At 60.3% G+C, this 11,735-nt stretch carries 14 protein-coding genes and 2 pseudogenes; 5 read left to right on the top strand and 11 right to left on the bottom strand.

Going from position 1 to position 11,735, the window contains the following annotated elements; all coding sequences use genetic code 11:
* Position 1: 1 nt before the first annotated feature.
* The gene (locus D3D01_RS20145) at positions 2 to 571 is read right to left on the bottom strand and encodes a response regulator (RefSeq protein WP_121513515.1); all 570 of its coding nucleotides are present in this window, start codon (positions 569 to 571) and stop codon (positions 2 to 4) included.
* A 364-nt stretch (positions 572 to 935) separates the two neighbouring features.
* Here D3D01_RS20145 and D3D01_RS20150 point away from each other — a divergent pair, with 364 nt between their 5' ends.
* The 3 genes from D3D01_RS20150 (at position 936) to D3D01_RS20160 (ending at position 2,286) form a co-directional block, all read left to right on the top strand.
* Positions 936 to 1,445 (top strand): Lrp/AsnC family transcriptional regulator, encoded by a 510-nt coding sequence (locus D3D01_RS20150; protein WP_199725522.1) that lies wholly within the window; start codon positions 936 to 938, stop codon positions 1,443 to 1,445.
* Positions 1,446 to 1,668: 223 nt separating this feature from the next.
* The gene (locus D3D01_RS20155) at positions 1,669 to 1,962 is read left to right on the top strand and encodes an ArsR family transcriptional regulator (RefSeq protein WP_121513516.1); all 294 of its coding nucleotides are present in this window, start codon (positions 1,669 to 1,671) and stop codon (positions 1,960 to 1,962) included.
* Positions 1,963 to 2,049: 87 nt separating this feature from the next.
* Positions 2,050 to 2,286: a HalOD1 output domain-containing protein gene (locus D3D01_RS20160; RefSeq protein ID WP_199725525.1), complete on the top strand. Its 237-nt coding sequence runs from the start codon at positions 2,050 to 2,052 to the stop codon at positions 2,284 to 2,286.
* Positions 2,287 to 2,357: 71 nt separating this feature from the next.
* Here the strand turns inward: D3D01_RS20160 and D3D01_RS20165 are convergent.
* Positions 2,358 to 3,279 (bottom strand): annotated as a pseudogene (locus D3D01_RS20165) (site-specific integrase); the annotation flags it as partial.
* Positions 3,280 to 3,412: 133 nt separating this feature from the next.
* Here D3D01_RS20165 and D3D01_RS20170 point away from each other — a divergent pair.
* Complete coding sequence (locus D3D01_RS20170) at positions 3,413 to 3,784, top strand: winged helix-turn-helix domain-containing protein (RefSeq protein ID WP_121513526.1); 372 nt, start codon at positions 3,413 to 3,415, stop codon at positions 3,782 to 3,784.
* 322 nt (positions 3,785 to 4,106) lie between these two features.
* Here D3D01_RS20170 and D3D01_RS24680 read toward each other — a convergent pair whose 3' ends face one another.
* The 4 genes from D3D01_RS24680 to D3D01_RS20190 form a co-directional block, all read right to left on the bottom strand.
* Positions 4,107 to 4,283 carry a hypothetical protein gene (locus D3D01_RS24680; RefSeq protein WP_233563529.1) on the bottom strand — a complete coding sequence of 59 codons (177 nt, stop codon included), beginning with the start codon at positions 4,281 to 4,283 and terminating at the stop codon, positions 4,107 to 4,109.
* Between the two features lie 422 nt (positions 4,284 to 4,705).
* Entirely contained in the window at positions 4,706 to 4,903 is a 198-nt protein-coding gene (locus D3D01_RS24310) for a hypothetical protein (RefSeq protein WP_199725527.1), read from the bottom strand.
* A 73-nt stretch (positions 4,904 to 4,976) separates the two neighbouring features.
* A complete protein-coding gene (locus tag D3D01_RS24315; protein WP_199725529.1) occupies positions 4,977 to 5,456 on the bottom strand; it encodes a hypothetical protein in 480 nt (159 codons plus the stop codon).
* Positions 5,457 to 5,531: 75 nt separating this feature from the next.
* Positions 5,532 to 6,329: a hypothetical protein gene (locus D3D01_RS20190; RefSeq protein ID WP_121513519.1), complete on the bottom strand. Its 798-nt coding sequence runs from the start codon at positions 6,327 to 6,329 to the stop codon at positions 5,532 to 5,534.
* Between the two features lie 158 nt (positions 6,330 to 6,487).
* Between D3D01_RS20190 and D3D01_RS20195 the strand changes: the two genes are divergently transcribed.
* On the top strand, positions 6,488 to 7,135 hold the full coding sequence (locus D3D01_RS20195) for an SdpI family protein (protein ID WP_121513520.1): 648 nt from the start codon (positions 6,488 to 6,490) through the stop codon (positions 7,133 to 7,135).
* A 36-nt stretch (positions 7,136 to 7,171) separates the two neighbouring features.
* Here the strand turns inward: D3D01_RS20195 and D3D01_RS24685 are convergent, their stop codons facing one another.
* The 5 genes and pseudogenes from D3D01_RS24685 to D3D01_RS20210 all read right to left on the bottom strand — a co-directional run.
* Positions 7,172 to 7,822: a hypothetical protein gene (locus tag D3D01_RS24685; protein WP_233563531.1), complete on the bottom strand. Its 651-nt coding sequence runs from the start codon at positions 7,820 to 7,822 to the stop codon at positions 7,172 to 7,174.
* Positions 7,798 to 8,577 (bottom strand): hypothetical protein, encoded by a 780-nt coding sequence (locus D3D01_RS24690; protein WP_233563533.1) that lies wholly within the window; start codon positions 8,575 to 8,577, stop codon positions 7,798 to 7,800. The genes D3D01_RS24685 and D3D01_RS24690 overlap by 25 nt, the downstream gene beginning before the upstream one ends.
* On the bottom strand, positions 8,578 to 8,940 hold the full coding sequence (locus D3D01_RS24695; protein ID WP_233563535.1) for a hypothetical protein: 363 nt from the start codon (positions 8,938 to 8,940) through the stop codon (positions 8,578 to 8,580).
* Between the two features lie 428 nt (positions 8,941 to 9,368).
* Positions 9,369 to 11,309: an NEW3 domain-containing protein gene (locus D3D01_RS20205; protein ID WP_121513521.1), complete on the bottom strand. Its 1,941-nt coding sequence runs from the start codon at positions 11,307 to 11,309 to the stop codon at positions 9,369 to 9,371.
* A 110-nt stretch (positions 11,310 to 11,419) separates the two neighbouring features.
* Positions 11,420 to 11,735 (bottom strand): annotated as a pseudogene (locus D3D01_RS20210) (ABC transporter permease); the annotation flags it as partial.

The raw sequence follows: 11,735 nt of genomic DNA on the forward strand, positions 1-11,735 counted from the left end.
CTCACAATGAGTCGGTTTTACTAAGCAAATCCTTGGAGATAGTGTCGGAACCTGTCTTTTCGATCACTTTTGTTAGCTCAGCCTCAAGTTCGCTGAGACGGGCCTGCAGTTGAGCCTGCTCGGGACTATTATTGCGATCCTCAGATGTAGTTTCTGCCTCAAGAGCCACCATTTTTTGAGCGACGGCAAAGGCTTCACGCTGTCGATCAGGACAGTCAGCTATCAGTAGGAGCTGTTCAACAGAATCGCGAAGTTGTTCCTGCTCAATCGGTTTGCGAACATAAGCATCGAGGGATATTCTGGCGATGTCGAACTCTGGTGTAACAGCCGAAACCATCGCCACTGGACACTCGTGACCACGGTTCCGCATTGTGGACAAAACCTCGTCCCCAGACAGTCCTGGCATCCGTCGATCAAGGAGCACGACATCAACGGAATCGTCCATCGCTTCAAGAGCATCTTCCCCAGAATTCGCAACAACAACGTCATATTGATCGTTCAGCCAGAACCGATAGAGATCTGCAAGCCCTTGCTCGTCCTCTACGAGAAGGACAGTATTTGACTGTGGCATGAGAACTGTTCTCAGTTAATGGCCTGACAGATAAAAAATGCCACGGTCAAAATAACCACCCCAGCTGGTGTTTTGTCCGTCAGGCATTTGATGCGGTCGTTGAACCGGATAGTGAATTTCTCGTCTTGTCCACCACCGCCTCCTCGAATCAAGGCTCAAACAACCGGTCCAAGACGGATTTTAGCAATCTCGTCGCACCTTAGCGACCACTCTGCAATTTGAATCGGCAACTACTGTAAATTTGTGGTCTTCCATCACAGAGGGTGAGACAAACACCCAGTGTGCTGCGAGCGGACGACGACCGCGTTCGCAGCGGAGAAACCTTTCAGTAGCTTCACTCTGTACACCCCCTGTAGGACGCGATTTGGACGACATAGACCGCAGTATCCTGTACCTGCTCCAGCGGAACGCCCGTGGGACAACCGCAGAAGAAATGGCTGACAAGACCGGTGTGTCAGCCAGTACGATTCGCAATCGAATCGACCGACTCGAAGACGACGGCATCATCAAAGGTTACCACCCCGAGATCAACTACGAGGAGGTGAATCTGCCGTTACAAATGACTTTCGTTATCTCAGCCAAACCCACCAGACTCCCCGAGTTCTCCGAGCAAATCCGACAGATTCATGGTGTGATCGACGTCCGCGAGATACTCACAGGCCGGCGCAACATCCACGTCGACGTGGTTGGAACCAGCATCGCCGCCATCACCAGGATCACCGACGCGATTCACGAGCTTGGAATTGAGACCGAATCATCGGAGATGATACGTCGTCGCCACGTCCAGCCATTCAACCACTTCTTCCTGCAGGGTGCAGAAGACATGGACGCGCGCGCAGCCGACTCGGACGATGAAGTGTCACCAAGCGAGTGAGAACCCCCAAATTTGGAATTTCATAAATTTGGGGCATCAAATATCAGGATACCACATCGACTAATCTGTAAACCACATCTTTCTCCAACGAATTTTGTGGAACCCCGATTCAATTGATTATCCTATACAACAGCATTATCCGTGTCACAGGTCGACTAATACGAGACGAAGTGACCGCCGAAGGAAGCGGCCGTCCTTATCGGGGCACACCTTTGGAGGAACAATGAACGACACCATGTTTAAGCCACTCGGGAACGAACACCGCCGAGAACTGTTACTCGACCTTCTCGAGACCAACCCACAGACCGTCGCGGCGCAGATCCCAGCAGGGGGAGAAACAGCACAAGCGGACGCCGACCAGGAACTGCAGATTGCGATGTACCATTCTCACCTCCCGAAACTCGAAGATCAGGGGTTCGTTCGGTGGGACAAAGACACGGGCGAAGTCGCCAAAGGACCACAATTCGAGGAGATTCGGCCACTGCTTGAATGTGTGACCGAGCTCACCAAACGGTGAGCGCGAATAGGTAATCGTCCGTGTGAGCGATAGTGGTATGCAGGTGTAGGCCCAACCCAGTTCATGAGTTTGGGGCCCTCCTATTCAGTGGATAAATCGCTCAGCAGTGCTGTTATCGAGGCTGTTGCCGCGGAGAAGGGTGTTCAGCCCACGGAGCTTCCTGAGCCGTTATACAATGCCCTCGATGCTGACGCGCTCGACGCGCTGTTCGGAGATAGAGATGGCGCCAGCGGGAAGGTGATATTCAGCTACTGTGGCTACTCGGTAACCGCGACTGCAAACGGCCACGTTTCTGTCGAAGCAGAGGCGACCTCTCGCGGATAGCGATACTGGTAGTGGCCAGCCTGTTCAAGACCCACCCTTGAATGTGGTCACAATCTACGAGTGAGAGAGATCTAGTGCGAAATGCTGTCGATTTCCGCAAGAGCTTCCGTGGCCACGTCGCCTAACTCACCCGCCTCTATATGTGAGTACCGCTCACGAACCATTTCCTCGGAGTTGTCGAGATATCGAGCTGCGACAGTATAGCCGAACGCTCTGACGAGGACCTCCCCCATGCCTCGTCGACCGCCGTGAAGAGCGAGATAGTCGTGTTTCGGATGATCGATGTTGAGCTCTCCGTCCTCAGAGAGCCGTCGAATAATCGACCTTGCTCCATCGGTCGTGATCGACGGAGGTCGAATATCTTCGTCAAGCGCAAGTAAGAGATCGCGAGCGTACGTGTCACGGCGTTTATCGCTGGCATCCGGTTGTAGTCCACGGTCGGCAAGTTCGTCTCGCACGAGCGTCGAGAGCGTTCGCTGATCGAACGTCGGGAACACAGGCCACCGCTCAGTCGACGGCGTCACCAGTTTCCGGTAGCTCCGCAGCGGCGAGATCACCGGGTCGGGGAGACTGGCGGCGTCCCACTGCTGTTTCTTCCGGTAGACGTCCATACTCCCGTCGTCGAGCGAAAGGTCTTCCCAGCGGACGCCGCGCCGGCGTGGGTCGTTCGGGTCCCGGAGCAGTTCCCCGACGCGGACAGCTGTGTACGCGAGGACGAACACCAACGCCCGGGTCACGAGCGGCTTTCAGCGCCGCGTAGCGGGCTCGCTGCTTGTCGATGGGGTCAGTCTCCTCCGGGAGTGTCGTGTACGCCTCGACGGCGTCGGGGGCCCGGTCGTCGACGTAGCGGGTGAGGGCGTGGCGCTGTTCCGACGTCCAGGCCTGCTGGTCACCGGGCTTGCGGCCGTCGTCCTCGGGCAGCGGCGCCATCGCACTCGCCCGCTGCGTGTAGTGGGCCTCAAGATATCCCTCGTTGACGCACCAGCCACACCACCAGTAGTTGAGACTGGTCGTCTCAATGCATATGGTTCTCGAACTCCTTCGCGATGGACAGTGATTAACCTTCAACAATTTCGTCAATTTCACACCTCACTCTTTACAGGGGATGACGTACCTCCTTTCAACGATGTCCATCGACCGAGACACATTCGAGAACACGAGCGAGGACGAGCTCGCGGATCTTTCGGTCCCTGATCAGGTCTTTGGTTTTCTCGCCGTCAACGAGGATTGGGCATTCAAGGCTCGCGAAATTGCCTCTCAAATCGGCGTTGACGAGGGGGCAGTAAGCACTGCGCTCTCACGATTGAAGGATCGTGGTCTGGTCGAACACAAGGCGATGTACTGGGCGATAACTGACGACGCCGAGCGCCTCGAAGGATACAGCGGGTACGAGCGGGCGACCGCACTGTTCAACGATCAACTCGGTACAGAGGATAAGGAGGCGTGGCGCGAGCACACACCGCAGGAACCCCACCCGAGCGTTGAGGACGAACAGTGACCAACGAAGAGATACTGATTTTCGAGCGTGGTGACGTTGTCTACGGCGATGATCCGTTCAAAGGCGAAGAAGTCGCTCGGCCTTGGCTTATGTGTTTTCTTTGCGCCAGCACTCAGCAAGTTCATACACTGAACGATATAGATCTCATTGGGATTCAACGACGCGCCCCTCAAGAACCAAGGTAAAGAGCACGTATAGCTGCATTAATAGGAGTGAAAGCCAGGTCTCAGAGAGCGAGCGATGTCTCACATTCGACGGTGGTATAGCCCTGCGCGGTGAGCGCGTCGGCTCGATAGCGCTCGGCGGCGAACTGCTGTGGGAGTCATCGAAAACCGAATCGACGATCCGAGATCCACCCAATATCGACGACCGTGTCATCGCCATCCCGACTGATCGACGCCGTGTACGTCGCCCATGGTCGGCTGCCTGCCGTCACGAGTAGTTCGAGATTACCCTCTTCCTCCACGTCAGGAGCGTTCGGGCGAGTCTCGACAGTCATCTCGGTGGACCGCAATCCGAACAGGTACGAAAACTCGTAGACTACGCTGTCGTCTGTCGAGCGAACCTCGTCAGCGACTCCCACTGAAAAGCAAGCGGGGGCGGCGTTGCGCCCTCGAAGTCGGCCTGAACTGCGTCAGGCTCGGCGTCGGTGACCAGTCGAACGTGCCACTGTTGCGGAATACCGGAACACGAACCAGTGCTGCGACGACTAGCCCGACGAGTAGTGCCTGCACCAACGAGAACAGGAGGCGTAGCACTGACGAGGAGGCCAAGAAGAAGCGCAACCGCGTAACTGAGCGGCTGTTCCAGGCGCTGGTATCGTCGTGCGATATTAACTCCCTCCGAAGATCAATATTGTTTGTGGTGGAGAGCATCGACAGGACGTGGACGATAGGCGTAGGTGTCCTGCTTCTGAACTGTTCAGAGCACGACGAGCACGAGGCCGAGTGCGACAACGAACACACCGATACAGAGCCCGACGAGTGACGTTTTTCCCATCCGGAGGGACGTCTGACCGGGAGGACGATCGGAGACCACCAGTGGGTTGACGCCGTTGCCTGTCTCAGTGATGTGGCCGACGACGGTGACCTCGTCGCCGGGCATCGCGCGCTGTTCCATATACCGACGAGTACCAAGCGAGAGACGGGTTGTGATCGGTCGAAGAACCGATGGCGGGGATCGCAGTGTGTCGTCATTGGGACGGCGTCAGTGGTCCGCTCAAACCGTGCGATGCGCTCGGGGGGGGGTCGTCGCCCGGCGGGACAGTCGCGACGACATCGCGTTCGAGTGTAACAGTTCGGGCCGGCTCGACGATATCAACCGCGGCCTCGGGTGTGCGCACACGGAACGCGTCCGAGCCCGCGAGCTCGTGTATCGTCACGAACCAGGGAAGCAGATACGGACTCAGACGACGTTCTTCGACGGCGTACTGGAGGACGAGACAGTCGTTCCCGCTGAAGGGGGCGCTCAGGAGGCCGGCGTCACCCTGGTGGGCTGTCCCAGAGACACGAACGAGCGTCCCAGGAGAAGTCTCTTCGAGCGCCGGGACGGACGCTGCTCTGTAGATGCTGGTCGCACGCCAGACGTATCGCCCACTGAACGCGAGGACGACTGCCCCGCCAACGACGAGAACGACGCCGAACAGCTGACTCCCGGAGAGTCCGAAGACCATACGCAATATCGAACAGAATCTCGTATCGGTCTGGCGACTATCTATCTGGTTTCCGTTGACGCAGCCAACGTACGATCAGCGTGTGAGTCCTCGGTAGAACGACACGGAATACACCGCGAAGAAGCCGCCGAACAGCGTCCCACCCGCGAGGACGAGGAGGCCGACGACGACCATGACTGGGAGTGACAGCTCTGGGAGATGGAGTGCCGTCGCCGATTGCGGCGACAGCAAGAGCGAGAGCACGCCGAAAACACCACCGAACACCCCACCGAGAATCCCGACGAGAACCGAGTAGCCCAGCATACTCACGAGGTGATGTCGAACGACCGAGACGCTGTGTTTGAGCCCATCGACCGCCCCCATGTCCTCAAGGACGATTGCCTGGCCGTAGAACTGGACGAAAAAGAGGACCAAGAGATACAGGAGGACGACGATAGCGACGACTGTCCCGATGACGGCGAGCACAGCGATGTTCGCTGATTCGAGGCCACCACTCCCGAGGACGAAGACGCCACCGAACAGCGCAACGAAAAACGCGATCATCCCGAGAGTGAAGTTGACCGCCACCAGGGCGAGATACGCCACGAGTATCGAGACGTAGTTGGCTTTCCCGTCGTCGATGAACGTCTGCAACGCTGTTCGCCCATTGAGGGCTTCGTCGGCCATTGCGATTAGCCCACCCTGGAAGAACGGCATGACGACGAGAAACACGAGCGACAATCCAAGCGAGACGACACTGCTGAGCAGCGGATTGGCCGCCTGGAGGGCCAACTGTGGCACCTGGAACAACGATATGACGAGGATCGGGACGAGCAGGACCGGATTTCTGCGGAGGGCACTCGGCGTCCGGCGGAGGGCATTCAGGACGACCATACGAGCACGTGTCACTGTCACGCCGATAAAAGTTCGTATCGCTGACGTTCCTCTTTCGAGATGTCCGCGGCCTGATCGTCACTGACGTTCCACCCCTTGTGAGACCAATTCTGGTGCGAGCAGAGCCTTTCTATTGCTGGGGATCATTTCTCTCCGGTATGGAGTATCGGTTGCCTCGCCTCGTGACTGTTGGAATCGTCGGGGCGACGTTCCTCGCGAGTGTTCTAGCGTATTCGTCTCTTCCAGCAACGATGGCGACCCACTGGGATCTTAGCGGACAGGTCGACGGCACGATGCCGAAGCTGTATGGAGCATTCGTCGTTCCGATACTGCTACTCGGAGTCGGCGGTCTGCTCTACGTCATCCCCCGAATCGACCCGCGACGGGAGAACATCGAGGCGTTTCGGGGCTTGTACGAGTGGTTCATCGCCGGGTTTCTTCTGTTCCTCGCGTACGTTCACGGCCTCGTTCTGGTGTGGAATCTCGGTATTCACGTCCCGGTCGGCCGTGCGCTCGCTCCAGCCCTGGCTGGCCTCTTCATCGGCATCGGCTATCTCCTGGAATACGCGGAGCCGAACTGGCTTATCGGCATTCGAACGCCGTGGACGCTCTCGGACGACGAGGTCTGGAGGCGAACGCATGAACGTGGCGCTCTGGCATTCAAACTCGCTGGCGTCCTAGTCCTCGGTGGAGTCGTCTTCCCGTCGCTATCTCTGCTCTTCATCCTGATTCCTATCCTCGGTGCTGCGGTCTATACGGTCGGGTACTCCTTCGTTCTCTATCGCCGTCGACACGAATCCTATTGAGCCCCCTGTCAGGTATCGCTCTCTATGAGGAGGATACTACGAGGGATCGAAGCGCTCGAAGCGCCGAATTGCGTATCGGTACGATCCGAACGCGACGATTACTCCACCGATTAGAAGAATGGCACCACCGACGAGTCGGAACTGGCCGACACCCGTAGCCCGAATGACCTGACCTAACTGGTTGAACCACGTCGCAGCCTGCGAGAGCGCCCCACTCGATCCACCGACCAACCCGAGGAGGATGGCAGGGAGTGAACCGAACAGCCCGGCGATGAGCGCTCGTGCGAGTTCGGGCGCGACGACGAGCAGAACGAGGATCGAGCCAGGAAGGACCGTCAGTCCCAGATGGAGTACGACCGCCGTGATACGCGGGGGAAGCACGGCACGACTCTGTCCGATGCTGATCGCACTGAAGCGCGGGAATCGCATCCCGATTGCCGGCGCGATAGCGGCCGCGACGACTGTGAGGTAGACGCTCAAGAGGACGAGCACGAGGCTCGGGACGAGTCCGTCCGGAGACAAGAGGACTGCTCCTGCAGTCACGACGACCACGACCGGAAGGCCGAAGAGCAGCCCCGGTAGGATGAGCCCCCGGACGTACTGCGTTCCGGAGACGGTGGTCAGCGTCACCGGAAGGACGGCCCCCTCGTCGCCGAAGGGGTTCATCGCGACCAACACGCCATCCACGGAAGCACAATCGTACCCAGGGGCGCGGCGAATATTCGAATCGAGCCGGACTGGACGCCTGTGCTGATAATCGAACTCTCGAACAGGAAAACGGGCATGAGGAGGAACATCAGCCGGCGTGGATCACCTCGCGTCCGGAGTAGCGTCCACTCGGCGACGTGACGCGTCGGCCCTGCGACGATCGGTGGAATAGTGAGCGGTTGGATCGCAGCTGTCAGCGAACCACGATGTCGAGTGGGCTGTGCGTCCAAATCTGTGGGTCGATCGTCGTGCTCAACGGCTACATCGTCGTCGACGCTCACCGGGTCAGTAAACCAGAGCGCTGCCGTCACTCGCTCGACGACGATGCCACCACCGACGAGGATGATGACGCTTCCCAGAAGCGCCCCGACTACACGGCCACGAGCTCCGGTGATCGGCGTGCCGAGGGCAGCGAGATCGGCGAACCATCCGACAGGGAGCCATGCGAGGGCTGCCTGGCCGCCGAAGCCTGTCTGCGCGAGAAGTGTCAGCGCGTACCTGCCCATCGCAAGGAGGGCGACGACAGAGCCGAGCACTGTCTTGTGCCGTGCGACGAACCGAGAGGTCGCAACGAGCCACGCGACCGCGTAGCCGACGACCGAGCCACCGACCACCGCTGTCGCCGCGAACAGCACCGCAACGAGCAGGAGCGAGACGAGACTCACCGACGGCCCGAAGAGATAGAGAACGACGCCAGTCAGGGTGAGCGCCGGCAGCCCGAGATAGACGAGCACTCAAAGCGTTTCGGCGACGAGCAGGCCACCAGCAGCCGTTCGTGACGGCACCGTCGTCAGCATCAGCGGCTCGGCGTCGATACGCGGACGGGCCGACGCGACGCGCTGGGCGACGATGAAGACGCCGAACAGCCAGAACAGCGCGACCATCCCGCTGACTTGCTCCGGGAGCGAGATGGTGCCAGCACCGCGAATCGCCTCCGCGAACAGGACCGTGAATCCGACGAGTATCAGCGACGGGAACACCAGCCCGAGCGCCATCAACCCGAAGCGCGCCTTGTCTCGCCAGATCGCTCGTACCGACCGTCGCAACTCGAAAACGCCGACCTGGATCGCGTGCCGGAGCCATCCCGGTTCAGCCATCAATTGTCTCCGGCGATTCGTCAGTGGCGGGGTCGGCACTCGTCACTTCGAGGAACGCTTTTTCGAGCGTCCGCGTCTCTCCAGTTTCGACCCGGGGCTCTGTAGTTTCGCTAGACAGCGGTCGATTTGGGCTATTTTGACTAGTATATTCCAACCGATTTCACGTGAGTTTTAGCCTTGTCCGGCGGTTCTTCCACTCGGATATCGAGAAAACTAAGAGACAGCAGTCGATTCGGGGAATATATCCATTCACTAATCGTTCTGGAGTGGTTTCTCGGCAATTGTAGCGCCGCCTAGCGAAACTACAGAGCCGAATATTTCTCTTGGCGTTCAATTCTGTATGGCGGACGAAGCGCAAACCAATACCATCCAGCGTGGAAATTCGATGGTCGACGGAATAGATCCGACTGAAACGAGACGATCGGTGCTTACTGACGGAGCCACCACCACCCGCTCACAATCACGACTGCCGCGAGTACGGCCAAACCGACGACGAGGGCAGTGTCACCGCCCGGACCCGACGGTTCTGCGATGGTTACTGCTACGAGCGACGGTTCCATCCGGATCATGTCACCGTTGGTCGTCTCGGCGGTCGCGTTGAGCGCGACGGCGTGGGTGCTTTCGACTGCGTTCTCCGAGACCGTGAGTTCGAAGCCGAGCGTCGCGGTCTCGCCGGGGTCGAGCGCGCTGACGAACGCGCTGGGGGATTCGCTGGTGAACGGCGGGGCCGTCGCGAGGCTGACTCGCACGTCTTCGAGGCGCGCGTCGCCGACGTTCGTGACGCGGACGCTGAGCCTGTTGCTCGTGTCGATGCCGTAGCTGGCGTTCACCGCCTCGAACGCGAGGCGGTCGGGCTGGGGCGCGACATCACCGCGGACCCGGAGCGGCGCGCTCTCTCTGACATCGCCACTCAGTCCCTCGTAGCGGACGGTCACGTCGAGCGGCCGGGGACCGGCCGCAGCTGTCGGGGCGACTGCCGCGTCGAACGAGAACTCAGCCGTGGAGCCAGTCTCGATATCGCCGAGGGCGTACGTCGTCTCCGTGAACCGGACGTTCGGCGATGGAGAGGACATGACGACCACGGCATTGCGTGCCGGCGTGGGGCCGCGGTTGACGACCGTCCCGCGCACCCGCCCCTCCTCACCGACAGCCAGCGAGACGTCGGGGTCGCGGACGGCGAAGTCGGGCTCGGGCGCGACGGCCACCCCGATGCTCGCGGGCCTGGCCGACGCATCGGCACCCCGATCGGTCCGGTATTCGACGGCTGCGTCAAGCGTGTAGGTCCCGCCCTCCGTGCTGGGCGGCGCGGTCACGTCGAAGGTGAACGTCCGCTCGCCCTCAGACGGCCAGTCCCCGACGAACCGGGTGCTCGCATCCCCTCCGTCAACGGCGAGTGCCCAGCCAGCCGACCGGAGGGTGAGCGTGGCTTCATTCGTCCGCGCCCCGTCGTTCCGGAGCGTGACGCCGAGCGTTCCCGACCCGCCGGCCGCCACGTCGCTGTCCACGTCGGTGACGACGAACTGGCGGTCGGTCCGTGGCTCAACGCCGACGACGCTGGACTCATCGGTCTGCCGGACGCCACGGTCGTCGTCAAACGCAGTGGTCACCCGAAATGGGTACGTCGCGTTTGTCGCTGTCCCGGTCGCTGCAACCACGTAGGTCAGCGTCCGTCGTTGCCCGGGATCCCACGCGCCGGCGTAGTGGCTCGACGTTCCTGACGACCCGACGCGGACATCGGGATCCAGCGAACCCAGTGAGACGGCCGTCTCGTTCGCTGCCTCGCTACCGACGTTTTCGAGGGTCACAGAGACCGTGCCGACGCTCGCCGGCCCCACGTCTGCCTCGGTGTCGACGACGGCGAACTGGGCTTGCTCAACCACCCGGACTGTCACGGACAGCGTTCTCTCGACTGCCCGCGATCGAGAGAAGCCGCCGCCTTCGTCGATCTCCGACGTGTGCGTGTACGCCACGCGCAGGGGGAGACGATACGATCCGGGTGAGGCGTCTTCATCGACCGAGATACTGAATGGGACGACCCGCTCGCCACCGTCGGCAATGCTTCCGACGTTCTGCCGGCCAGTGGTGACGGAGAGCGGCGCGTCGCCCGCCCGAAGCTGGGTGCTGACACCGGTTGCCGTGAGAACCCGCTGATTCAACTCCGGGTTCGTCGTCGACATGGTCTCCAGTTCGCCCGCATTGGTGAGCGTTACCGCAAGCGTCGCCTCCTCGCCAGCCGCGACGCGGTTGTCGGCGAGCGACGCGGAGAGCTCCGGTGCCCCCCTGACGAACCCCACGACAACGCCGCTAGCAAGCAGCGAGCAGATGACCACGACGGTCAGCAGCTTCGTTGTGGTTGCGAGTCGGCTCATGATCTCTCCATTGATCGGTCCGTCTCAGTGGCAATTCCGCCGTCGCGGAGTGTGGTGGGGTCGTACATTGGGTATTGGTGGATCGGCGGTCGGTGGCATCGGTCACGCCATCAGATGTCCCGCCGTTGGAACAGGACGACACTCACGCCGACGCAGGCGATGGCTCCCGCGAGCAGAAGCAGCGCGCCGGCCACGTCGTAGGTCCCCTCGCTGAGGATGTCTACAGGACTGAAGTACCGCGTCGGGCTGAGGGCCCCGAGCCATTCGAAGTCGGTGTCGGTGCTTACCGTATCCAGCAGGAACAGGCCGAACACCGCACCGATCCCGCCCCGCTGGGCGATGTCGGCGCGGTCCAGGCGGACAGACAGCAGCAGGCCGAAACCGGCACACATCAGCAAATACGGGATCGAAAGCAGGTGAAGCGCG

The sequence above is a fragment of the Haloarcula sp. Atlit-7R genome (assembly GCF_003666065.1).
GTDB classification, from domain to species: Archaea; Halobacteriota; Halobacteria; order Halobacteriales; family Haloarculaceae; genus Haloarcula; species Haloarcula taiwanensis.